The sequence below is a fragment of the Lentibacillus kapialis genome (assembly GCF_014646635.1).
Lineage (GTDB): Bacteria > Bacillota > Bacilli > Bacillales > Amphibacillaceae > Lentibacillus > Lentibacillus kapialis.
In genome coordinates this window covers 101,219-124,626 of the sequence record NZ_BMNQ01000001.1, presented here as the reverse complement: position 1 = coordinate 124,626, position 23,408 = coordinate 101,219, and the positions used below count along the sequence as shown (strand labels likewise).

Below are 23,408 nucleotides of genomic sequence, written 5' to 3'. Positions count from 1 at the left end.
ATAATCGTTGAAAATGCACAAAAAGGGGTGCCACAGCCCAATTTATTGGCTACTTTAATCCGGAAGAGGTGGGCGATTTCAGTCTAAATATCCGAGCAGTTAGCTGGCTTCCCGGATATTAGCTCTTATATATAAATAAACATATAGCAGGAGCGAAAACAGCACAGAGCCTGCCGCCGTTAAATAAATCATATGATAACCGAACACGGAGGCAATCTGACCGAACAATATTGCCCCGACACGCACACCAAAATCAAAGCAGGAGAAGAATGTGGCATTAGCCATTCCCCGTCTGTTGTCTGGTGCATCATTTACAGCCCACGCTTGGAGCGTCGGCTGTACTGCACCAAAACCAAGCCCGTATAATGCAGCCGCAATCAGCATTACACCGATATTTGGAAGCCATGATAGAAAAAGCATAGCAACAAGAATGAGCGCTGTTCCCGGCGGAAAAACATACAAATGGCCTTTCCGATCATAGATTTTTCCCGCAAATAGCCTCGAAATCATAAGAAACAAGGCGTAGACTAAGAAATATAATTCAATCCCGTCTACACCGCTCTTTTCGACATAAATAGGAAGAAATGAGGCAATCCCGCCGAATGTAACGGTAATAAATAATAACAGCACTGATGGTCTGAGCGCTGACTTTTCGAATATATCGAATTTAACGGTTGTTGATTTATGTTCCGACTGCTCCACACGCTTGTAACGAATGCGTGACGACAAAACAAAAGCTGTCAGTCCCAGCGTCGCACATATTAAAAAAAGTGACGTGAACGTAATGTAGCCTGTTAATGTCAATCCAAGTGCGGGACCAAAAGCCAACGCCAGATTACCTGACAAACCAAAATAGCCCATACCCTCTCCACGTCGTTTCGGTGGAATAAGATCGGTTGCGATGGTGCCTGTCGCTGTTGTTGATAAACCCCAGCCGGCGCCTTGGACAACGCGCATAATAAATAACAGCGCAATAATGGAAATAAACGCATATGACCCGACAGATAATACAAAAATGATGAGACCCGTCATGTTAGAAAAACTCGGCATTCGCCTCGTCTTATAGCGAATGTCGAAGCTTTTCTTATAAGGTCATCCATCATTTATACTTTCTGACGTTATTAGAAAAACTCGGCATTCGCCTCGCCTTATAGCGAATGCCGAAGCTTTTCTTATAAGGTCATCCATCATTTATACTTTCTGACGTTATTAGAAAAACTCGGCATTCGCCTCGTCTTATAGCGAATGTCGAAGCTTTTCTTATAAGGTCATCCATCATTTATACTTTCTGACGTTATAAACAAATGCACGCCCCTTTGATTCAAGTGCATGGCCCGCACAAGGTATGAACAGAAGAGCAGAAAACGTGAAAACACCAACAATTAAACCGATTTGCCTGTCACTTCCACCAAGTTCGTCCACAAACAATGGAAGCGTTGGCAGCGTCATTTGAAAACCCAGGAAAATAAAAAAATTTGCCAAACAGATGAGAACAAAATCTTTTGTCCAAATTTTATCCGCAGCAGGTATTGTTTGTGTACCCTCTCCAGTTGTCATGGATTCACCGCTCCTTTGTGTAACATATTTCTATTTAGACTTTTAGTATACATGAGTCTATTAGAACATGGTATAGGAACATGTGAGCAGTATAACTGGCTTAATTTTTAAGCTGGATGATTCGAACTGAGCGGATCCTCGTTCCGCTAAATGGAGCAAAACTGCCTTATTCCGCGCTGTAATGAATCCTCATTCCGCTATTTGGGTAAAAACAGAGCAAATCTAGGGCGAAATGGTGAAATAGCGGAATGAGGATCCGCTAACGTGTTTGAAAAGCTTTAATTGACGCAAATAGCGGAATGAGGAACCGCCGAAGCTGAGCGTTTTCCCGTTCCATAAAATGGATACAAGCCACCCTATTCAGGGTTGTAATGAATCTATCGGGGTAAAACAGGAGAAAACGACAGGAACAAAAGCGCTGGGGACCAGTTAAGTGACGTATGGACTGCGCTTAGCGCTGGAGCCAGACGTGGCAATATTCGACAAAGCATCGATAGAGCTAAAAACTACATACTTTCTGACGTTACGAGCAAAAAGCCCGGGTATCCACCGGGGTCTCGTATAACACTCATTATACTCACTCGCTGATGACCCCGCAGGCTATCCGCTCACCTGCGTCACCTGACGTCTGTGACTTATAATCATCCGCGCCTGAGTGAATGATCAGCGCTGTTCCACCCTCTTTAAGCAATGAATTGTTTTTGCCTTTTTCCAGAGTGACCATATTCGCTGCAGCGTCCGCAAAAACATTACCACTCTGATTAACCTTTATATTTTGCAAATCTCCCGCATGGGGTCCCTTCGGATGTTCAAACCCATGTTTGGCATCGGTCGGATTAAAATGCCCGCCGGCTGATTGAAAGTCTGGAGCTCCACAGATACCATTTTCATGAATATGAAATCCATGCGTCCCTGAGGGCAACTCAGATGCCTCGAGTGTGATCTTCACCCCTGTATATGCGGGCCGGATTGTTGTTGTGCCGATTTTTTCCTTATTGTTGTTGTACATCGTGACCTCCAGCTTATCCGTTTTTTCACTCATTGGGGCAGATGTCTCAACCCCGGGATTTGAACTGTATTTCTGCGATTCCTCCATTTCATCATTTGTATCCGCACAGGCACCCAAAATACTTGCAAATACCAACCCGAACAACAGCACCCACTTTTTCATAAGGTATTCTCCTTTCAGTTGATGGACATGTATGTGTGTTTAGGATGTGCATCATTGGAAAAGTTATACAATAACTTGTGCGAATTTGATATACTGGAAGAACCTAAATCGGCAGCCGAAACACTGATAAACCTGTTAAAAATCAAAAAAGCTGGTCCCGAAATGGAGATCAGCTTTTTTGCAGTAACTATGCTGCAGTAACTTCATGGTCTTTACGTTTGTGACGTGCGTTGCGCTCTTTTAAAAATGGAATGACCCATCGATCTAATCCGAAGCGGCCGGCATTATACCCTGCTATGAGCAGGAACATGGTGATAAGAACCATTTGGGCGTTTGTGCTGACAGTGCCACTGAACAGGAATGCGAAGTTCATTGCAATCCCCATGAGTGCAGCAAAGTTGGTAAAAATACCAAGGATAAGAGCTGCACCAACCAAGAATTCTCCCCACATGACGATAATACTGAACAATTCTGCATTAGGGAGAGCAACTGTTTCAAGGAAGGCGCCCCACCAACCTTGCACAGTCGGATTCTCGCCCCCCGCACTGGCAACGGCACCCTGAATAAATCCGCTGGCATCAAATTCGCCGCTCATAATCTTCCCAAACCCCGAAGTTAACCACTGATAACCGATATAGACTCTTAAAAAGGCCAATATTCCTGCGAGAACTTTGTTGTTACGAATGAATTTAACAAACATCGAAAACAGCTCCTTTGCTCAATATTTCACATTTAAATATAAAGATATATCTTTATTACACCCATATTATAGCATTATTTTATTTTAAAAATAACTAACATGTTTACTATTTCACAATATAGTAACAAAGATATGGCGGATTTATGAACAATACTTTCTTCCGCCAATACCAACTGTCAATCTTCTATTTTACTCTGGTTCAGCACATTCATAATAACAACAAAAATGGCTGCAAAAAACGTGAAGATGACGCCCCCATCCAAACGTCCGATTAAATAAAAACAGACAAATGGTATGATAATGGCAATCGTCAAACTAAGGTTCGGCTTTTTATCCAATAAATAAATAGCTGAAACCAGCGCTGCCATTGTGATAATTGCTGTGATCCATCCCATTTGGTTCACCTTCCTGAAAAAAATTTGTGCGGTCGAATTTGGAATATCAACTGAATCTGCGACATATCGACGGAAAATAACACCCTCTTTTCCAGCACCATATTGTGACAACTTCAGTCTAAAACGTGCAGACTTCAAACGATTTGTGACGATTTCAGCCGATGTACGGCAATTTCAACCGAATGAGTAAATCACTTCTCCTATTTTACACTTTTTCAATGTTTTTTCCCAGATTCACTTGACTTTCTCATAATCTTATATACTGTATATGTTTAGTGCCAAAATAGGAGGCCCGTTATCAATCCTTTGATATTATGAAACTTGTGAACTCCTTGTGCGTATTACTGGATGGGTTATTGATCAGCTTGACATGGGTAAGATAGTCCGTCATCTCCGTGCATCCCGTGATACGGGGAGTTTGCTCCGAATTTCAATCTAACTATTCGACGGAAAATTTTTAATACAAAGCGGGTTACAACGTTTAAATTAGGAAGGTGACATAACATATGGAAACAATGCTGACAGTCGAAAAGTTAAACAAATCATTTAAAGACAAACAGGTCATCAGAGATATCTCGTTTGATGTCCGAAAAGGTGAAATAATGGCAGTTTTAGGACCGAATGGTGCAGGCAAATCAACAACAATCCGCAATATTATGGGAATCATGTACCCTGATGCAGGCGCCATTTCCTTCCGGGGCCACGCGGAAATACCACGCCATAAAATCGGTTATCTGCCGGAAGAACGCGGGTTGTACAAAAATGTGAAAGTGATGGATATCCTCCTTTATTTGTCTGAGCTGAAAGACTATCCGCTAAAAAAAGCAAGAGAACGCGCACTCAGTTATTTAAAAAAATTTGGTCTCGAAGGCCAGGCAAACAGCTCGGTTGAGGAGTTGTCCAAAGGAATGGGACAGAAGGTGCAGTTCATTTCCTCAATCATCCATGAACCGGAATTACTGATCCTGGATGAGCCTTTTTCCGGTTTGGACCCGGTCAGCCAGGAGCTATTCAAACACGAAATCCGTCATCTGGCGGAGAACGGCACTGCGATTCTATTATCCTCGCATCAGATGAATCTGGTGGAAGAAATGTGTGACCGCCTGTTCATGATGCATAATGGTGAGCGGATCATTTATGGAAATATGGATGATGTTAAAGAGCGCTATGCCAACTTCAAATGTACCGTACGCGGGAAAAGTGACCTGGATGTACTGCAAGGGCTTCCCGATCTTGAACGTGTCGAGCAGGATGAAGATACATCCGTCCTTTACTTGGCTAAAGATGTTCAAGCCGTAAACTGGCTAAAAAATTTACCGGATAACTTATCTGTTCAGGAATTATCGATTGATCGCATATCTCTGCACGAAATCTTTATTGATATCGCAACCGATGGGAACATTGCCCAGAGAGAAGGTGTCACGCATGCGTAATACTATGAAAGTAGCTAAATGGGAAATTAAACGGAACTTGAAAAACAAATCGTTTTTAATCGGATTATTTTTGACACCGGTCTTATTTTTAGGATTTATGTTTTTTGGAAGTCTTTTTGGGGATTCTGAAGACGGTGCTGAGACAACACAGGTTTATGTCAATGACCGGCTTGGGGTATTTGAAACTTTGGAAGAAACGGCTGAAACAAGTGAATTGAACTGGAACATGAAAACGACCGATGTTCAAGAGAATAATGTACAAACTGAACTGAAATCCAGTGAAAATACCGCCTATATCTTCCTGGATAAGCGAGCACTTGATGATGGGGTCATTCCGGTTTACACAAGCGAGGAAATTGCCTCGGATTTTATGAATCAGGTGCAAATCCTGTCTAATCCGGTCAAATTAATGCAAATGCAGCAGCTCGGATTATCGGATAAGGAACTTGCCGCTGTGTCGATGACGATTCAATTTGAAGAAACTACCTCTGACGAAATGGCTGCTTCAGATGAAGCAAAAACAACAAGTGGCAACGGAGGGCTGTTCAGTGGCGATCCGTTTGAACGCGCTGTTCCCGGAGCCTTTGCTGGGATTATTTTACTTTCCATCGTTGTTTCCGGAATGTATATATTCCAGAGTGCTTCCAATGAGAAAAAGGACAAAATTGCCGAAATCATTCTATCATCCATCACTCCCGGCGAATTGATGCAGGGAAAAATTATGGGTTATTTTGGACTCGGCATGATTCAGGCGGCTGTATTTTTGGCGTTTGCCATTCCGATCAGTATATGGCAATTGGATAATGTACAAATTTTGGAGTACTTATTTGTGCCTGAATTGATTCTGATGGTTGCGATTGCTATCCTCGGATATTTCCTGTTTGCTGCGTTGTTCGTTGGTGTAGGTGCCACAATGGCAGATATGTCGTCAGCCGGCAATTTTCAGGGCATGGTTATGATGCTGCCGTTTTTGCCGTTCATTTTTATCGGCCCGGTCATCAGCGATCCAAGCGGACTTGTAGCACAAGTCGGAACTTATATTCCCTTTACGACACCTGGTGTATTGTTGATGCGGCTCGTAGTGATGGAAGAGTGGCCTTGGTCGGAAATTATCATCGCGCTGGCAATTCTTGTCGTAAGTATCTGGATTTTAATGAAGCTTGCCGGAAAGATTTTTAAGACCGGTATTCTTATGTACGGAAAAAATGCTACACCGGCTGAAATTTGGAAATGGATAAGATCTTAAAAGTGAGTGAAGCGGCTTTAATCATAGTTTATACGTCTCCAAAGTAACAGGAGGAGCAGTATTATGAACTGCCCCTCCTGTTAATTATTTGCCCAGTTCGATATGCCACTCCTGCTTAGGATAAAGCGGCATGCGCTCTGCACGATATGCTTGCCTGTGGCTTTCCTTTTCAAAACCTGATATGACAAGTTCATAAACCACATCCGCCGGCTCCTCATCATTGACTTCAACCACCCGGCTGTTCATACCTTTATCTGCTTCAATATAACCTGAAGTTATTAGCCGGTTCCCTGTATTCTTAAGGTAGTCCGCGTCACCAACAATTTTTGAATAAAATTCTTCACCACGGCTTTTGCCGAACTGCCAGACTTGCTCCACCGTCATTTCGTCAGGATTTATCCGGTACTGGACACTACGACTGAAGTCTCCGCTAAGCGGATCCTTTCCACGTGTGATCACGACATTATTGTCAAATAGCAAATAATCATTGGTCTTGTCATTGTTGTCAAAATCCGGCATCGTCATTGGGGCGTGCGGGCCAGCCGGATATTTAAAGTTGTCGCTTTTGGGCTCAAGCAAATATTTATCATAGGCATCCGGCCATTTTTCATGATCGGCCAAAATCCAATCGATTTTCCCCTCTGAATAGGAAAGCTTCATAACCAAATCCTGATGCCGGCTTGATATGAGAATCGAATCGTCTTTCTCCACGTACCAGATGGCATTCTGGTGGAACCAGTCGCCATCATCGGAAAATACATTGCCGTACTCCTCGTAAAAATCTTCAGGGAACAAATCACGGATACTAAAGTCCCGCACTGTTTCACCTGTCTCGCGGTCAATTTCTATCATCTCATCTTCAATGTACGGTGACTCCGTATCGTGTACGGTGGCAAGGAAATTCCCATTCGGCAATTCAATCATTTCGTGGTGCACCACATTTGTATCCTCATAATCATCAAGTTGAATCAAATAGGAATTGTACACTTTCCCAAGCATATCCATCTCAAGCATTTCGTTGTATTGATTCTGGCCCTTTTCTTTTGTCGCATATAGGATATGACCGTTATCCAGACGCTTGAAAACATGTGAATTCCACAACGTTGAATACCAGCGCACTTCGGCATTATGATCAACGCCATAAGCATATCGAGTACTTGGCGTCACAAAAGTTAGCCCATTTTCCATTTTTGCAGGATGAGTCTCTTCCGTTTCATTCGTCAAAAAATCATCCGGCAGCGGATCCGTTTCTATTGTAAAAGTGCTCGTTGATGTCTCACCATCCTTAGTAATTACCTCTATGGTGACGGTATTTTCATAGTCGGGATATAGACCCAGAACAGGTATGGCATGTTGTGTCTTATAGTCATCATAGGAACGTGGAATGTCGCCCTGTTCTTCCTTTCCCTCGACAGTTACAGTAAGTTTGACAGGCTTGTCCGTTTCAAACATGGCAAGTGCTGATAACGGTGTCACCCCATATGGATTAAGTTTAACAAACGGATCCTCCGGCGAATAAGATCCTTGTTCATATTGTTTCTGAAGTGCCTGATCCGTCTCTTCCTGTTTCGTCATACGGCGCGTGTCATAATTGGAAAGCTGTTCCACCTCACCGTCAGGGTGAAATGAAACAGCTGTACTTTCCGATGCTTCAACCTTTTCGCCGGTACCTTTTGTAGCATCATCCGAGCTCTCTCCTGTATACTCGATCACGATGAAAAATACCACTAGGATAACCGCCAATACAACAAAGGTTGCCAAGGCTTTTCGCATTATGCCACCGCCTTCCGTTTAAACATTAAATGTTAATCTATTTTCCAGTATAAATGATACAGCTCATGCCCACAAGTGAAGACGTATTCGCCTCGCCTAGTAGCGAGTACCGAGGTTTTTATAATATCATCTATGATTTATTTAGAGAAACTCGGCATTCGCCTCGTCTTATAGCGAATGCCGAAGCTTTTCTTATAAGGTCATCCATAACTTATACTTTCTGACGTTATAAAAAAAGTCATAAAAATTCGTTGTCGTGTCACCCTAACGGTAAGGAGATGATTTCATTGCGGACAATAGTGATGGCTTTAGGTATTATCGTTCTTTTAACAGACCTTGGGGGACTCCAATATAGCCAATCTGTCATTCATGCGGAAAAAGATATCCCATCTTATGCCAAATGGGGACGGCTTGCAATGAAGGAAACACAGTCCAGGTACCCGGATTCAGACATCATCGATTACCTGCACCGGGGACGCGAGGATAAAAATGCGACATCAGTCGAAAAGTTCAAGCTATGGCTTCGGAAGGATGAGAAAGAGTTTGGTGTATTCATCGATATCGAATTCGATACCGAAACAGAAGATGTCATCGATATTAGGTTCAGGGAGACATCACGCTAACCCTATTCTTCTGTTTTCAGTGTGAAGGTCTCTTTGTTCCTGCCCCGTTCCACGGTGAACTCAATCTCCGCTCCTAGTGGTACCTTTGCATTACCGCTTTCACCAATTCCTGAACAGAGCGGTTATTCCCCGAAACAGCCCTTTAACCGCCATGAGAATTAATTCCGGTATATTAAGAAGCAACTCCACGATCCAGCCCCGTTCTCTCATCTTTCTCTGTCTATTCGTACCCTCATGTTTCGTTGTCATTTATTACATTCACCTCTATTGCCTGATTCAATATCGGGCGAACTTATCCCCTATACGAATCATATGGATCAAAGGTTTCCCTAATGCAGTAACCTCGTCCTGATATATGGTTGTTATTTCAGTTTCTCTCATGGTATGATATTTCTCACAGGATTTTCCGCATTGTTTGCGGGTTTTCGAGATCTCTATTCATTCTGGAACTTTTGATTTATTTTTCAAAAACAGTGTTTAGCATTTTTTTGTATTGGCTAATATGGAATTATGCAACAGAAAAGAGAGGAGAGGATTTTGTGGGGAAAACACGCATATCATTCACTTTTGCCGGGCTTCTGCTATTATCATTCTTCATGTTTACTCCGAATGTCCTGGCAAATGAGGGTCAAATTTACGGTGTGGGAGCTGATAACCTTAACGTCAGGTCTGCTCCGTCACACAGTGCCAATGTAATCGGTCAGCTTTCTTCCAGTGACCAGGCTGTCGTCTTCCAGGAAAAACACGGCTGGGCACAAACCTATTATGATGGACAAGTTGCCTGGGTGGCCGCGCATTTTCTTTACCCAATGGAGAATGAAGCAGCTACAGACGATGCATCCGCCGAAAAGGCAGCCAATACAACGGAATCGCAGCAGTCAGCCGAACCATCCGGAACGCTCAATGGTTACAACATCGTTCTGGACCCCGGACATGGCGGGAACGATCCCGGTGCTATTGGCTACGGAAACACCTTCGAAAAAACGCACACCATGAACATGGCGCATAGTGTAGCAGAAGGCTTACGTAAGGCTGGCGCAAAAGTTATAATGACACGTTCAAGTGATACATATGTATCACTTGAAGACAGGGTCAATATGAGCAGTGCGTATGCGACAGATGCTTTCATCAGTCTGCACTATAATGCATTCCCGTTTCAGGGTGTCAATGGATTCAGCACTCATTACTATACAAATGGGAATGATCGAGAACTAGCTGGCGAGATCCAGTCGGGCCTTGAACAGCACATGACATTGAACAGCCGCGGCATTAAGCAGGACGGCTATCATGTATTGCGTGAGAATAGTGATTTAGCGGTGCTCGTAGAACTCGGATTCATTACCAATCCGCATGATTTGTCGGTTATTCGTACCGCCGGCCATCAAACAAACGTTGCGGATGGAATTGTTGAAGGTGTTCGAAATTATTTTAATTAACGCCGCAAAGAAGCTGTCCTTTAATGGGCAGCTTCTTTATTTGCAGTTAAGAAAGTATAAATTATTTCTTACTGCATAAGTGCAACTAAGGCTTTCGCCATTAAAGCTTGGCGATAAGCCACGTTTTCTAATAACGTCACAAAGGAATCATTACCCGGGAAATAACACCTGATTAACTCCTCCATTCATTATAACAACAAAGGTGTTATACTTTAGATAAATCCAAGGAAGTGAGGGATCACAGTGGATAAGCAATTGCAGGCAGCAGTCGACTACGCGCGTGACTCGCTTGGTTTACATGATCACCAACTTAAGCGGTATCAATTTTTTCGTGATAAAAACCATTTTAACGAAACAAACTTTATATTAAATATGGAATGGCATCCGATTGGTAATGCTGATGATGCGTTGAATCCGGCAGGAACTGCAGTTGTCGATATCAATTTTTATACGAAAGCAGTACGATTGGTCGAATTCATCGGAGGTGTCAACAATGCAGACAGCAGCTTATACCCGTCATCAACTGCCAAAGAAGATGTGATTGAATGGATTGAAGAGATGACCGGACTCACATTTGGACGGCAATTTCTGATAGCACATGAAAAAGAGCAGGTGCTGAAATTCGCTGCTGCGGTTGATAACATTCCTGTTTCACCCAGTGGTATGATCAGGGTTGAATTCAACAAAGATGGCTTATTGACGGTCTTTTCGATCGATGGGGAATTTCCGGATGAAGCACAAATCGAATGGGAGCCATTCGCGTTGACACCTGATAAGTATGAACCCTTTGCAAAAATTCAGTGCCAGCTATGGAGACTCCCTGATCAGGAACAAGAAAAGTGGCTTTCGGTCTATGGAATCGAAGAAGTTTTTCTGACAAATGATGCAGCGAGAACTATTCCATTTATGTTCGGTGCGAATCGAAGTTCGTTTATTGCGATGGATAAGCTGTTGCAATGGGAAGAGCCGCTCGATAGTTTTTTTGAACAAAAGGATATTGATTTGTCTCCAGAAGTCGAACTTGAGACTGTACTGGCAAATAAACCGCATCCTGACACGATACCATTATTGGAATCTGAAACCACGGCAGCTGTGCAAGAAGTACTTCGCTTTATGCGTCAGGTTTATCCGGATGAAAACGGCACGTGTGAATTGACCGGGGTTTATTTAAAGGATGGTTATATCGTGGCCGAAATTCAACCTGTTCAGGACGCATCAAAAAATGCACCTTATATGAAGGTGAAGCTGCTGATAGACAGGGATACCTTAACAGCGGTTAATTATATCGATCAGAACGTACTGTTTAAGGCTTATAGCCATTTTACAATAGCTGATGATGCAGTTGTATCGCTTGATAAGGCCTTTGAGTCATTGCGTGAGCATATGGAAGTTGAACCGGTTTATGTGTATGACAGCGGGCGTAGCAGCTATATCATGTGCGGTAAACTGGACTGTGCTTATGGCATCAATGCGGTGACAGGCAAAGTGGTTGCGTTGAATGAAATAGTTTAGCCGGCTGCACTTTTGGTGCACACCGGCTATTCTACAGGCATAACAAGTGAACTTCGGGATTCTAATGGTGAACCTCGGAAAACCACCCCGAATTTCGGGGGTTCGATTATCCACACACATCCGCGCATCTTACAAATCGTCGAAACCGTTCAGATCACTTGTTTTCGTATACTGCCGTGATTTTTGTTCGAAAAAATCGGTCTTGGTCCCGTCAAAGTTATCGGCATACGCGCGAATCCACTTCATCGGATTGTCCGTATGTTCGGGATAAATCTCGCTCAGACCCATCATACGCAACATTTTGTTGGCACGGTACTTGATATACCCGTTCATTTCATCGAGATCAATCCCCTCAATATCCGCGAGTACATATCCAGACCATTCGATTTCAAGCTCAACCGACTCGCTGAACCTGCTGTAAACCCAATCTGCAAATTCCGCTGTATTCAATTCAGGGTTCTCATCCAGTGTTGCCCGGAATAATTCGGCAATAAACCGTCCGTGTTCGAGTTCATCCCGATTAATATAGCTTATCATTGTCGATGTACCGACCATCTTATTTTTCCGTGCAAGATGATAGAAAAACGCAAACCCGGAATAGAAAAACATTCCTTCCAAAAGCGCTGTATAAACCATTGTTTTCAAGATATTATCGATTGTCGGCTCCTCAACAAACGCATTATATTGCTGCATAATCGTTTCGTTTCGTTTCAGTAGCACAGGATCGGTTCGCCCAAGTTGAAATGACCTATTTTGTTCATCAAACGACACCACCGAGGACAACACATACGAATAGCTTTCATTATGCACAGCTTCCTGCTGGGCGATAACCGCCATAATCGACTGGACAGACGGGTCAGTCGCATATAATGACAACAAAAGTGCCGTCCGTGTCTGCGGGGCATCCAGTGTCGAAAGCAACCCAATGATTTTCAAATACGCATCACGCTCCTCGTCAGTCAGTGATGCAAACTGGCGCAAATCATCGGACATATTTATTTCATCTGCCTGCCAGTAATTACCGATCAGCCGCTTATACATTTTGTACCAGTGCGGATAAGCAATATCATTCCAATTCAGGATACCACTTGATCTTCCGCCAAATAAGGCGGTTGATTTATTCGGATTAATCGGTTCTAACGTTTTTGCTTTCTCAAGTAAGACTTTTGACATCATGCAGCACTCCTTCCAACCAATTTTTCACGATATTCTCCTGTGAGCCGCGCGGTGATTGTTCGACTTTCAAACCGCTCCACCTGCTTTGATAAAACGTGACCAGTTTATTCACAGCCAGACAAAATAGATCATCACCACCGAATTGTGTTTCTCCTGTCCCGAATATGGCAACATTATCCGGTTTATAGCCAACTTCCAGCACAAAATCCTTCACCTCATCAGGGGTTGCGCCCATATCCCACGTAAACGTACCGATAAAAATCAAATCGTATGCGGACGCATCAACCGGCGGGTCGATCCCAATTCGGTGCAAATCAACGATCACGCCATCCGTCTCCAGATAATCAGCCATTATGTCAGCCGTTTCCATCGTATTGCCGCTATAGGATAAATAAGCGATCAAGGTTTTCAACTTTCACACCACTCACATTCCTCGACGTCATTCGCCGTTGACCGGACATAATACGTCGTTTTCAAGCCTTCTTTCCACGCTTGCAGATGCAGTCCAAGGAGCGCAGACGCTTTAATCGTGTTCGGCACATAAATATTAAACGAAATGCTCTGGTCGATATGCTTCTGCCTTGCCGCATTCTGTCTGACTGACCAGCGCTGATCCAGTATATACGCTGATCGGCGATAAATGTCGTACGTGTTATGATTCAGTTCCGGCGCAGTAAACGGTATTTTAAAGTCCTTCTTTTCCTCGAAGTAAAATGGTCTGAAAACCGGGTCAATACTGGCAGTTGAGCCGGCTATCATTGATGTCGATGAATTGGGTGCCACAGCCATCAGATAGCCATTGCGGATACCATGTTTCATCACATCCTGTCTGAGCTCATCCCATTTTACATCTGTATAGCCTTTATCAGTAAAATAGCGGCCTGATTGCCATTTACTTCCTCCGAACGCTGGATAGCTACCTTTTTCCTGACTCAGTTCCATGCTGGCTTTAATTGTCAGGTAGGCGATTTTTTCATACATCCGGTCTGCATAATTGACTGCTTGCTCTGATTCCCATCGGATATTTTCCTTTGCCAGCAGATGATGCCAGCCAAATGTTCCAAGTCCAATCGCGCGGTACATCTGATTGGTCATTTGTGTCTGCTTAAGCGGCAGCGTGTTTATGCCGATTACATTATCAAGCATGCGAACCTGGATGCTAATCAGTCGCTCCAGAACGTGCTCCGGAACTGCCCGCCCTAAATTGATTGAACTCAAGTTACAGACAACATAGTCGCCGGGTTTATACTTCTTCACAATAGTGCCATCCGCTTCTGTCAGCTCTTCCAAAAATTCTGTTGGTGACTGATTTTGTGTAATCTCTGTACACAAATTAGAGCAATATATCATACCTTCATGCGGATTATTGTTCTGGCGGTTCACCTCATCACGGTAAAACATAAATGGTGTTCCAGACTCCAATTGCGACTTCATAATCCGTTTCATAATATCGATTGCCGGTACAACGCGCTTGGTAAGCTCCTCAGACCGGACACATTCCAAATAGCGCTCGCGCCATGAACCCGTACCCTGCTTTTCGTCATAGAAATCCTCAAGTGAATAACCCATCACCTGCCGCACCTCATGCGGATCGAATAGGTACCAGTCACCGCGTTTTTCTACCTGTTCCATAAAGTAATCCGGCAGACAGACGCCGGTAAAAATATCGTGAGCCCTGAGCCGCTCATCACCATTGTTCAGCTTTAAATCAAGAAACGGTTCAATATCTGCATGCCAGACATCCAGGTAAATTGCAATCGCACCTTTTCTCGTCCCGAGCTGATCGACACTGACAGCGGTGTTGTTCAGTTGCTTAATCCACGGCACAACCCCACTTGACATCCCTTTGAAACCTTTGATCGAACTGCCGCGGCTGCGAACTTTCCCCATGTAAACACCTATTCCGCCGCCGTTTTTCGAAAGCTTGGCAATATCAGTATTACTGTCGTAAATTGACTGCAGACTGTCATCGACGGTATCGATAAAACAGCTCGATAGCTGACCGTGTGTTTTACCCGCATTGGTAAGTGTTGGTGTGGCAACCGTCATGTAGAGATTGCTGAGTGCCCAATAAGCCTCCGTGACGAATTGGCTGCGGCGCTCGGGATCCTCCTCCTGCATCAAGTGCATGGCAATAATCATCCAGCGCTCTTGCGGCAGTTCATATATATTTTTATCGTGGTCTGTTGCCAAATAACGCGTTGCCAGTGTATACAGACCAAGATAGTTAAAAAGCAAATCTCGCTCAGGTTCAATGATACTGCCGAAATAATCAATTTCCTGTTTAGTGTATGTATTAAGCAAGTTCTCTGAATAGATACCTTTATCGGTCAATCCTGCTATAAGCTGATGAAGATTACCGTATTGGGCGCTGACCTCATATCCTCTGTTTACCGCTGCCTGATCATATAGTGTGTGCAGGTACAGACGGGCGGCCACAAACGTCCAATCAGGGTCAGCCTCATCAATATTTTCTAGTGCGCGTTTCATTAAGTGATCTTTATCAACCGCAGCACCCTGTTTGTGCGTTTGTTCCAAAATGGTCTCTTTATTCACGTTCAATCCTTCAGTCGCCTGTTCAATTAAAGATTCAAGATCGTTCTCGGTTACTGTCAGCGTCATTCTTCTGCCTCCTAAAAAAATAAATAAACCGCTCACCCCGGGGATAAACGGTCTTAAAACGACAGAAAATAAGCATTATGTTCCTATCGTTCCACCATCTCTTACCCCGAAGATCGCAACGTCCGAACTAAGGCAGGTCTCCTGACTTATGCTTCTTTCTACTGAGGCCCTTCCCGTATCACTGCCATAACGTTTGTAATACAGTGGATAGCCCGGTCGTCCACATTTACAGTTGCGGGGACAGTTCCGGATCTCACCGGATTCCCTTTTAAGACAAGGTTGTCACCTTAATTCGCGAACACTATATATAGTGTATTTACTAAACTTAATTTATATATATTGTATTTAATAGGCTATCATAGAAAAACTCCCGACGCAATAGATTTAAGCAAAAGATACAGATTTAGTACTATAATTAATGCGTTTACGTTTATGCCTTGAAAGCTCATGTAAATTGTGGTAATCTATATATAATAAAATATTATTTCTTGCTTCATTTAAGTGAAGTAGGTAGAGGAGCGAACATCATCAGTACGCAATGAAAGGATTATGGGGATCCGCTGATCGTTGTGGAAAGGGTTATTCGCCGAAACTTAAGAGAAACTCATATTCTCGAAGTTGGTTCTGCTATTGAATAAATACGGGACTGTCATATAGGGGACTATATGGAGGGCTATCTTGCGCAAAGGAACGAATCTGGCGTTCCTGCTGCAACAGCGAACCCTCGTTGTTGTTTTTTTATTGCGAAAATGGGGATAGCCTTTTTAAAAAACAAATTTAAAAGGGTGTGACAAACGATGAATTTCGGCCAGGTTTTAACTGCAATGGTAACGCCATTCGATCAAAATGGTGATATTGATTACCACGCAGCTCGGACATTGATCAATCATTTAATTGCAAATGGTTCGGACGGATTAGTCGTAGCAGGGACGACAGGTGAATCCCCAACACTTACAAGCAACGAAAAACTGGACCTGTTCCGCTTCGTTGCAAAAGTTGCAGATGGACGAGCAACTGTTATTGCAGGTACAGGTTCAAACAATACGCGGGCTTCCATCGATTTGACCCGGCAGGCAGAAGCGACAGGTGTTGATGCTATCATGCTCACCACACCATACTACAATAAGCCTTCTCAGGAAGGGCTTTATCACCATTATAAAGCAATTGCACAAGCAACATCCCTTCCTGTTATGCTCTACAATGTGCCGGGACGCAGTGCAGTGACAATTGCTCCTGAAACCATTATACAGCTGTCTGAGATCAATAATATCGTGTCCGTAAAAGAGGCGAGCGGCAACCTTGATGCCATGACTGACATCATCAGTAAAACATCTGACGATTTCACCCTCTACAGTGGCGATGACAGTTTAACGCTTCCTGTACTTGCTATCGGAGGCAATGGAATCGTATCTGTATCCTCGCACATTATCGGGGGGTACTTGAAAGAAATGGTCCAAAGTTACCAAAACGGCAATGTGCAACGTGCCGCACTTATCCATCAGGATATGTTGCCGACGATGAAGGCGCTGTTTGCGCAGCCAAGTCCATCACCGGTTAAGGCAGCCCTTAATATGATTGGTATTTATGTTGGAGACGTTCGACTGCCAATGGTGCCTCTCTCAATTGAGGAAAAAAAGCAATTACAGCAAATGCTCCCGCCAAATAAAATAACAGATGCCGGTTAAAGGGAATTAACCCGCTGTGATGATATGCCATTCATAACAGCGGGTTTTTTATTTCATGTACTACTCTGGTAAATGATGGATCCCCTCCCACTTTTTCGACAAAATCCGGTGAATTCTGTTCAATTTCTTTATTAACTATGCTAACATTAGTCCACGTAAGCAAATCCGGGTATCTTCATAATCACCTCCCCGTCCCCATCACGTTTTTCGGCAATTTTGTAAACCGATTCAGTGATCCACAATCATTTCGTCAACAATGAATAGCCTGCGTCTTTTTCGAAAAGCTATTGTTAGAAAGGATGAAAATAATGAACAAAAAGTTAATTGACTGGCCTACTTTTATATCTGCTTTAATTCTTTTGCTAGCTGTTTCAATTCCTTTGGCTGTTTTTCCGAAAGCAGGTAAAGTCATTGTCAATATGGCAAATAGTTTTGTAACCGGAAATTTCGGTGTCATGTACTTAATCTTCGGTTTGGCCGCTTTTGCCTTTCTTATATTTGTTGCATTTAGCAAGAATGGCCATATCAAACTCGGCGACAAACACGAAGATAGAGAATTTGGAACCATATCCTGGGCAGCCATGCTGTTTGCTGCAGGTATCGGATCCAGTATTCTTTACTGGGGAATGATTGAGTGGGCTCATTATTACCAGGGTCCGCCATTCGGTATAGAAGGAGGATCCAAGGAAGCCATCCAGTGGGCACCGGCATATGGTATTTTCCATTGGGGGCCAATGGCCTGGGCCATTTATACATTACCTTCCCTACCAATCGCTTATTTTTATTATGTGCGGAAAAAACCGGTTCTGAAAATAAGTGAGGCGGTCCGGCCCGTACTTGGTAAAGCAGTCGATACACCGCTCGGTAATCTAATTGATGTACTCTTTATGTTCGGGCTTATGGGTGGTGCCGGAACCACACTTGCCCTTGGAACACCAATGATTGCCCAAGGAGTCAATGAGATCACAGGACTTCCGCCTAATCTGGCGACGAAAACTGTCATTATGCTGTTATGTACAGCTATATTCGCTGTTAGCGCCTATTCGGGGCTCCGGCGTGGCATTAAAGTATTGAGTGACATAAACTTATGGCTGGCCATTTTTATACTTGCCTTTATTTTTGTTGTCGGTCCGACTGTATTCATCAGCGAGACGACTTTTACAAGCTTAGGGCTGATTTTGAATAACTTTTTCAAAATGGCAACATGGCTGGAACCCTTCGCTAATGTGGGCGGTTTCACGGAAACAGGATTCCCGGAAGCCTGGACAGTCTTCTACTGGGCATGGTGGCTTGTATATGCTCCATTTGTCGGGTTATTCGTCGCCCGAATTTCCCGTGGACGCACGATTCAGGAAATGATTCTTGGGACGATTATATACGGAACGCTTGGCAGTGTTCTGTTTTTCGGAATTATGGGGAACTACGGACTGCACCTGCAGCTTACCGGAACCTTTGATGTTGTCGGATACATGAATGAAACAAGTGCTCAAGCTGCTATCATCGCCATTTTAGGTCATCTGCCGATGGCCGGAATCATGGTGAGCCTATTTACGATTCTCGCCATTATCTTTTTGGCAACAACGTTCGATTCTTCTTCCTATATCCTTGCGGCCGTTGTTCAAAAGGAAGTGCAGCGGGAGCCATTGCGCTGGAATCGTCTATTTTGGGCTTTTACACTTTGTCTGATGCCACTTGTACTTATGTATGTGGGTGATCTCAAGACATTGCAGACAGCCAGTATTGTCGCCGGGTTTCCGGTATTATTCATTATGGGGCTTCTTACTTGGTCGTTCATGAAAGCTTCCAATGAGGATTTGCGGGCATCCAAAGGTTATGAACCGCCTACGATTTATATAAATCGCCGGGAAATTTTACAGCGAACACCGGAGCGTTCGCAAAAACAATCAACATCTGAATCGTCTGAGGATGTAACCCCTGATAAATAAAATTTTTATCGCGAATGAGATCCCTTCCATCTGGACAATGTAACAAATGGAAGGGGGATAAGCGATGGATTGGCTTTCATTCATTCCATTCTTAATTGTGATTGGATTATCAATTTGGCTGAAAAGGATTTTGCCCGGACTGGTGCTGGGGGTACTTGTCGGGGCTTGGCTCGTTGAGTTAAGTCCATTGGGCGGAACCCGGCAATCAGTTGACTATATCGTAACAACACTGTCGGATGAAAATAACATTAAAATAATTGCATTTCTATACTTGTTTGGTGGCTTAATCGGCATGATGCAAATATCAGGCGGGATTAAAGGCTTCTCCAAATGGGTTGGTGACAAAATTGAGTCACAGCGCGGTTTACTCAGTCTCATTTGGCTGACACTTCCCTTTACATTCATGATGCCAATGTTTAGGACAATGATGATTGGCCCTGTTGTCAAATCGCTTATGAAAGACATGCGGATCACCAAACAAAAAGTCGGGTTTACACTGGATGTGTCAACGAGTTCGGTAATCGTTCTCCTTCCTGTTGCAACCGCGTTTGTCGGGTTTATGATTTCACTGGTCGAGAGCGGTGTGCAAAAACATAATCTGGACATGGACCCGTATCATATTTTTTTACTCAGTATTCTGTTCAATTTCTTTGCGATTGTCATGTTGATCATTGGACTTATCCGAACGTTTTGGTCGTCTGCCGACAAAGAGAGCCCGCAATCAGCTGATCAATCGACTGACGATAGTCCCGATTATCACCGTGCAGGTATTGAAAAAGAAATTTCGACCGTTAAAGCGCAGCCGTGGAATTTAATTGTACCCCTGTTTTTGTTATTAGGTTTATCCCTATACCTATTATGGCAAGACGGTTTAGCTAAAGGAGCGGATACTCTTTTCCAAGCGTTTTCAAAAGCGGATGCCACCTTTGTCATGCTGCTCGCTGTATTTATCACCCTGATTTTGTCATTTGTGTTTTACATGATTCGACGGCAGTCCATGGAAGAGACCATTTACCATTTTTACGATGGCGGCAATCAGCTCATGCAGGCTATTATCCTCCTCGTTCTTGTCTGGGCATTGTCACTGGTTACTGAGGACCTCGGCTTTTCAAAATTTATTAATGCAACACTCGGGTCCTTTTTGCCAAGTTTCACAATTCCAGCCATTGTATTTATTCTCGGAGCTCTAGTCAGTTACTTTCTTGGTTCATCATGGGGAACATGGGGGATATTCATGCCGCTTGGAATCGCACTGGCTGTTTCAACCGGAGCTTCAATCCCGTTGACTGTCGGAGCTGTGTTTGCCAGTGGATCATTCGGTGCCATGACCTCACCTCTCGGGGACACGACGATCACCACAGCTTCGATTCTCGAATTACCCCTGGTCGATTACGCACGCTACAAATTGAAGATTTGTGCTTTCGGCGCCGCTATAGCTGCCGTCATTTACCTTGTTGCCGGGTTCTTCCTTGTCTAAAAAACTCTAATTTGGCGTCAAAAAACCTCGCCATCACTGCATGTGTTTTGGCGAGGAATGCTCTTCCGGTTCATTTTCGTCAAGTTCCTTAAACATGTCACGCTTCGTCTTCATTTGGACAATTTCATCATTGAGATCTGCCAATTGTGCTCTGAGCTGAGTGATATGTGTATCAACTGACAACTGGCCCAAAATTTGCTGAACGTCTGATGATAATTGATTAAATTCCTTTTTGGTAACCGGCTGTGATTCGTTTTTCAGACTGAATCCCACTTGTCCGTTTGGTTCCAGCGTAGCCCATTCGACATCGTCTATGCTTTTAACATTCTTCATTCTTAAGTTCATCTCTAGCTGATCGACTGTCATTCGCAATTTTTTCATGTTTTGTTCGTTAACCGTACCGTTTTCGATCAATACTTTGGATTTGCCGGTAATTATCTTTTCAAAAATATTCCCTTTCACTTGGGCATACTCCATAACAAATAACGTCATGATTAGAATAACGCCAACAGCTATCGTTACCCAAACATTTTTGCCGGAAACCGGCTGGATGAGTAAAGATCCGATTCCAATCATAATCACTGTTTGCGGGAGCGTCATCTGAGAGATGGATTTTCGTCCGGCCAACCGCAATAAAAACGTCCCAGCAATCACAATCAAAATGGATTTCCAGACCCAATCAAGCTCCACTTTATCAAACTCCTTTCTAACGTTAGTTTATTTGTAACGCTTCATCTTATACATGAACTTTAACACTCTCTCATCCGTCATATGTACAAAGTGAACAAAGACGCTGGAGCCGGACGTGGCAATATACGACAAAGCATCGATAAAGCTAAAAATTTTATACTTTCTTATCTTACGAAAAAACTGCCCTGATAAATATCAAGACAGTTTGCTTTATTTATTCATTTTAGAGAAGAAATCCGCCAGCGGATCTTGTTCAGGCTTTTCCGTTTCTTCCTCACTGCTTTCATGCAAATTGTCCAAATGATCCAGATCAACCGTATCCAGGTCAGCCTTTTTTGTTGCAGGTAGCTCTTCACCTGGTTCCTCTTCAACGGACTGTTCCGGTACACGTTCAGGTTCAGACTCTGCTGGCTGGTTACCGTTCAATGTGGACAAAATAGACGTCGCCCGAATTGGATCCTGCAGCAGTTGATAAACTATCGAACCAATCAGCGCTTCCGAGTGTTCATGTTTGAGCCAGCTTTTCTGCTCTTTGCTAAGCTGACGCGGCAGAGGAATTGTGACTGTTTCACGCTCACGTGTGTAGGTTTCATTGACACCTTTCAGAACATATTGGGCAATTTGACTTGAAAAATTTCGCCGCTCAGTTTCTTTCAATTTTTGCAGCTGTTTTAATAAATAGTCAGGTGTATCGGAAGGAACGCGAAAGGTAATCGATTGCCCGCGTTCGATTTGCTTTTTTGACCCTTGCATGCTATCACCCTACTTTTTCTCTGCTGCGGCCTTATCCTTCGTCTCTGCCTGCGTGTTTTTGTTCACAAAATCCATAACAAGCTTATAATAGGCATTGGCCATCATCCAGATACTTTCTTTCTCATCCTCAAAAAAATCAATGTTAAAGCCGTCTAATTTATTATTAAGCGCTTTGATGTAATCTTTCAGCACAGCAGATCCTCCGCCGACAAAGTAACAAATCTCTGACTGAGAATTTTTTTGCCATACGTTCCGCAGATTACGGTATTCTTTCTTGGCCAGCTCCAGCAGAATTCGATCCGTAATATCGTGAATATTAGTTCGGCTGCCCCGCACCATAATATGATGACGATCGTTCTTTCGCGTGATGATATCAACCACGTCGCGACGGCTGTCCAGCTCAACACCATGCCGTGTCCTGATTTCATCGCGGATTTCTTCGAGCGATTCAGCAACTCCCAAAGGAAAACCCTGTGCTTTGTCATCGTCAACATTCCGGTTACGGATAACAGCAATATCGGTTGATAAACCACCGATATCCTGTATCAGAATTTGTTTATCGATCAATTCCTGATTAATGACATTCAAGTTGTTATCCATGATCAAGTTCACATATGCCGCAAAGCCTTCCGGATACACTTTCACTTCTTCAAAATTGATATTCACTTTCTTTCCTTGGTATTGCGGTGTCACCAGAAATTCAACTTGATGGACCGAGCCGAGCAGCTGTGAGCGGTAGCCGACATCTTTACCTTCCTTGACTTCCCTTAACGGGAGACCGGTCCCCAGTGTATAATTCGCATCAATCACATCTTTCTTTCCTGGCTTAAAGGAACTGGCGCTGACGGCATCCAAGGCGATTGACGCAAACAGCATCACCAACGTTTGGTCTTCTTCTGATTTACTGCTTCCTTGATCAAGCTCGGTTGAATTATTCGTTTTTGTCGCCAATGTTCCGACACGATAAACAGCGTTGTTCTCTTCCAGAGCAGGGGAATGAACCCGAATGTGCAAATTATCAATCGGTTCTTTTTCATCCAAATCCTCTATACCAATTACCGGTCTGTCCTCCATATCCCGTGCAATCACATTCGGTATGTAATAAGAATTATCCATCTTTCCAAAATTTGCTTTAACTGCGTCATTTCCCACGTCAACTGCAGCTACTCTTGAATCTTTCATATATGTTTTTCTCCCTCCATATATCAGTTTA

General features: G+C 43.5%; 20 protein-coding genes, 1 pseudogene and 2 riboswitches. Of the genes and pseudogenes, 9 read left to right on the top strand and 12 right to left on the bottom strand.

The genetic code is table 11. From position 1 onward, the window contains the following. Positions 1-99 precede the first annotated feature (99 nt). The 3 genes and pseudogenes from IEW67_RS00610 to IEW67_RS00600 form a co-directional block, all read right to left on the bottom strand. Positions 100-1,041 (bottom strand): annotated as a pseudogene (locus tag IEW67_RS00610) (MFS transporter); the annotation flags it as partial. Positions 1,042-1,275: 234 nt separating this feature from the next. Then, complete coding sequence (locus IEW67_RS00605) at positions 1,276-1,557, bottom strand: MFS transporter (RefSeq protein ID WP_373288462.1); 282 nt, start codon at positions 1,555-1,557, stop codon at positions 1,276-1,278. A 577-nt stretch (positions 1,558-2,134) separates the two neighbouring features. Further along, the gene (locus IEW67_RS00600; RefSeq protein WP_188631110.1) at positions 2,135-2,728 is read right to left on the bottom strand and encodes a superoxide dismutase family protein; all 594 of its coding nucleotides are present in this window, start codon (positions 2,726-2,728) and stop codon (positions 2,135-2,137) included. 54 nt (positions 2,729-2,782) lie between these two features. Between IEW67_RS00600 and IEW67_RS00595 the strand changes: the two genes are divergently transcribed. Beyond that, on the top strand, positions 2,783-2,929 hold the full coding sequence (locus IEW67_RS00595; RefSeq protein ID WP_188631109.1) for a hypothetical protein: 147 nt from the start codon (positions 2,783-2,785) through the stop codon (positions 2,927-2,929). Here IEW67_RS00595 and IEW67_RS00590 read toward each other — a convergent pair. Continuing rightward, positions 2,916-3,428 (bottom strand): DoxX family protein, encoded by a 513-nt coding sequence (locus IEW67_RS00590; RefSeq protein ID WP_188631108.1) that lies wholly within the window; start codon positions 3,426-3,428, stop codon positions 2,916-2,918. The two genes, IEW67_RS00595 and IEW67_RS00590, sit on opposite strands and share 14 nt — an antisense overlap. Before the next feature lie 176 nt (positions 3,429-3,604). Continuing rightward, on the bottom strand, positions 3,605-3,823 hold the full coding sequence (locus IEW67_RS00585) for a hypothetical protein (RefSeq protein ID WP_188631107.1): 219 nt from the start codon (positions 3,821-3,823) through the stop codon (positions 3,605-3,607). 506 nt (positions 3,824-4,329) lie between these two features. Between IEW67_RS00585 and IEW67_RS00580 the strand changes: the two genes are divergently transcribed. Both IEW67_RS00580 and IEW67_RS00575 read left to right on the top strand, forming a co-directional pair. Continuing rightward, positions 4,330-5,256: an ABC transporter ATP-binding protein gene (locus IEW67_RS00580; RefSeq protein ID WP_188631106.1), complete on the top strand. Its 927-nt coding sequence runs from the start codon at positions 4,330-4,332 to the stop codon at positions 5,254-5,256. Continuing rightward, a complete protein-coding gene (locus IEW67_RS00575) occupies positions 5,249-6,502 on the top strand; it encodes an ABC transporter permease (protein ID WP_188631105.1) in 1,254 nt (417 codons plus the stop codon). The genes IEW67_RS00580 and IEW67_RS00575 overlap by 8 nt, the downstream gene beginning before the upstream one ends. Positions 6,503-6,586: 84 nt before the next feature. Here the strand turns inward: IEW67_RS00575 and IEW67_RS00570 are convergent, their stop codons facing one another. After that, positions 6,587-8,275 (bottom strand): aryl-sulfate sulfotransferase, encoded by a 1,689-nt coding sequence (locus IEW67_RS00570; RefSeq protein WP_188631104.1) that lies wholly within the window; start codon positions 8,273-8,275, stop codon positions 6,587-6,589. A 287-nt stretch (positions 8,276-8,562) separates the two neighbouring features. Between IEW67_RS00570 and IEW67_RS00565 the strand changes: the two genes are divergently transcribed. The 3 genes from IEW67_RS00565 to IEW67_RS00550 all read left to right on the top strand — a co-directional run bounded on the left by IEW67_RS00565 (position 8,563) and on the right by IEW67_RS00550 (position 11,846). After that, positions 8,563-8,898 (top strand): DUF3889 domain-containing protein, encoded by a 336-nt coding sequence (locus IEW67_RS00565; protein WP_188631103.1) that lies wholly within the window; start codon positions 8,563-8,565, stop codon positions 8,896-8,898. Positions 8,899-9,437: 539 nt separating this feature from the next. Then, the gene (locus IEW67_RS00555; RefSeq protein WP_188631101.1) at positions 9,438-10,334 is read left to right on the top strand and encodes an N-acetylmuramoyl-L-alanine amidase family protein; all 897 of its coding nucleotides are present in this window, start codon (positions 9,438-9,440) and stop codon (positions 10,332-10,334) included. 243 nt (positions 10,335-10,577) lie between these two features. Next, the gene (locus IEW67_RS00550; protein ID WP_188631100.1) at positions 10,578-11,846 is read left to right on the top strand and encodes a hypothetical protein; all 1,269 of its coding nucleotides are present in this window, start codon (positions 10,578-10,580) and stop codon (positions 11,844-11,846) included. A 129-nt stretch (positions 11,847-11,975) separates the two neighbouring features. Here the strand turns inward: IEW67_RS00550 and IEW67_RS00545 are convergent, their stop codons facing one another. From IEW67_RS00545 to IEW67_RS00535, 3 genes are read right to left on the bottom strand one after another with little or no spacing between them, the layout of a single operon-like run. After that, a complete protein-coding gene (locus IEW67_RS00545) occupies positions 11,976-13,019 on the bottom strand; it encodes a ribonucleotide-diphosphate reductase subunit beta (protein ID WP_188631194.1) in 1,044 nt (347 codons plus the stop codon). Next, complete coding sequence (locus tag IEW67_RS00540; protein WP_188631099.1) at positions 13,000-13,434, bottom strand: flavodoxin; 435 nt, start codon at positions 13,432-13,434, stop codon at positions 13,000-13,002. The genes IEW67_RS00545 and IEW67_RS00540 overlap by 20 nt, the downstream gene beginning before the upstream one ends. Beyond that, positions 13,431-15,644 carry a ribonucleoside-diphosphate reductase subunit alpha gene (locus IEW67_RS00535; protein ID WP_188631098.1) on the bottom strand — a complete coding sequence of 738 codons (2,214 nt, stop codon included), beginning with the start codon at positions 15,642-15,644 and terminating at the stop codon, positions 13,431-13,433. Before IEW67_RS00535 ends, IEW67_RS00540 begins: the two co-directional genes overlap by 4 nt. 114 nt (positions 15,645-15,758) lie before the next feature. Continuing rightward, a riboswitch (cobalamin riboswitch) is annotated at positions 15,759-15,949 on the bottom strand. 198 nt (positions 15,950-16,147) lie between these two features. Continuing rightward, positions 16,148-16,328: riboswitch (Lysine riboswitch) on the top strand. Positions 16,329-16,441: 113 nt separating this feature from the next. Between IEW67_RS00535 and dapA the strand changes: the two genes are divergently transcribed. The 3 genes from dapA to IEW67_RS00520 all read left to right on the top strand — a co-directional run bounded on the left by dapA (position 16,442) and on the right by IEW67_RS00520 (position 20,752). Then, a complete protein-coding gene (gene dapA, locus IEW67_RS00530) occupies positions 16,442-17,329 on the top strand; it encodes a 4-hydroxy-tetrahydrodipicolinate synthase (RefSeq protein WP_188631097.1) in 888 nt (295 codons plus the stop codon). 308 nt (positions 17,330-17,637) lie between these two features. Then, positions 17,638-19,275 (top strand): BCCT family transporter, encoded by a 1,638-nt coding sequence (locus IEW67_RS00525; protein WP_188631096.1) that lies wholly within the window; start codon positions 17,638-17,640, stop codon positions 19,273-19,275. A gap of 64 nt (positions 19,276-19,339) precedes the next feature. Then, positions 19,340-20,752, top strand: a complete 1,413-nt coding sequence (locus IEW67_RS00520; protein WP_188631095.1) for a Na+/H+ antiporter NhaC family protein — start codon at positions 19,340-19,342, stop codon at positions 20,750-20,752. Positions 20,753-20,785: 33 nt separating this feature from the next. Here the strand turns inward: IEW67_RS00520 and IEW67_RS00515 are convergent, their stop codons facing one another. From IEW67_RS00515 to IEW67_RS00505, 3 genes are all read right to left on the bottom strand, one after another. Next, on the bottom strand, positions 20,786-21,442 hold the full coding sequence (locus IEW67_RS00515) for a DUF421 domain-containing protein (protein ID WP_188631094.1): 657 nt from the start codon (positions 21,440-21,442) through the stop codon (positions 20,786-20,788). A gap of 210 nt (positions 21,443-21,652) precedes the next feature. Then, on the bottom strand, positions 21,653-22,195 hold the full coding sequence (locus tag IEW67_RS00510) for a hypothetical protein (RefSeq protein ID WP_188631093.1): 543 nt from the start codon (positions 22,193-22,195) through the stop codon (positions 21,653-21,655). Between the two features lie 9 nt (positions 22,196-22,204). Next, positions 22,205-23,377: a ParM/StbA family protein gene (locus tag IEW67_RS00505; protein WP_188631092.1), complete on the bottom strand. Its 1,173-nt coding sequence runs from the start codon at positions 23,375-23,377 to the stop codon at positions 22,205-22,207. Between the last annotated feature and the right edge of the window lie 31 nt (positions 23,378-23,408).

Bases quoted from the DNA above. Each gene is read 5' to 3' on its own strand.
- IEW67_RS00605 (WP_373288462.1), bottom strand. From the start codon at position 1,557: ATGACAACTGGAGAGGGTACACAAACAATACCTGCTGCGGATAAAATT.
- IEW67_RS00600 (WP_188631110.1), bottom strand. From the start codon at position 2,728: ATGAAAAAGTGGGTGCTGTTGTTCGGGTTGGTATTTGCAAGTATTTTG.
- IEW67_RS00590 (WP_188631108.1), bottom strand. From the start codon at position 3,428: ATGTTTGTTAAATTCATTCGTAACAACAAAGTTCTCGCAGGAATATTG.
- IEW67_RS00585 (WP_188631107.1), bottom strand. From the start codon at position 3,823: ATGGGATGGATCACAGCAATTATCACAATGGCAGCGCTGGTTTCAGCT.
- IEW67_RS00580 (WP_188631106.1), top strand. From the start codon at position 4,330: ATGGAAACAATGCTGACAGTCGAAAAGTTAAACAAATCATTTAAAGAC.
- IEW67_RS00575 (WP_188631105.1), top strand. From the start codon at position 5,249: ATGCGTAATACTATGAAAGTAGCTAAATGGGAAATTAAACGGAACTTG.
- IEW67_RS00570 (WP_188631104.1), bottom strand. From the start codon at position 8,275: ATGCGAAAAGCCTTGGCAACCTTTGTTGTATTGGCGGTTATCCTAGTG.
- IEW67_RS00545 (WP_188631194.1), bottom strand. From the start codon at position 13,019: ATGTCAAAAGTCTTACTTGAGAAAGCAAAAACGTTAGAACCGATTAAT.
- IEW67_RS00535 (WP_188631098.1), bottom strand. From the start codon at position 15,644: ATGACGCTGACAGTAACCGAGAACGATCTTGAATCTTTAATTGAACAG.
- dapA (WP_188631097.1), top strand. From the start codon at position 16,442: ATGAATTTCGGCCAGGTTTTAACTGCAATGGTAACGCCATTCGATCAA.
- IEW67_RS00525 (WP_188631096.1), top strand. From the start codon at position 17,638: ATGAACAAAAAGTTAATTGACTGGCCTACTTTTATATCTGCTTTAATT.
- IEW67_RS00520 (WP_188631095.1), top strand. From the start codon at position 19,340: ATGGATTGGCTTTCATTCATTCCATTCTTAATTGTGATTGGATTATCA.
- IEW67_RS00510 (WP_188631093.1), bottom strand. From the start codon at position 22,195: ATGCAAGGGTCAAAAAAGCAAATCGAACGCGGGCAATCGATTACCTTT.
- IEW67_RS00505 (WP_188631092.1), bottom strand. From the start codon at position 23,377: ATGAAAGATTCAAGAGTAGCTGCAGTTGACGTGGGAAATGACGCAGTT.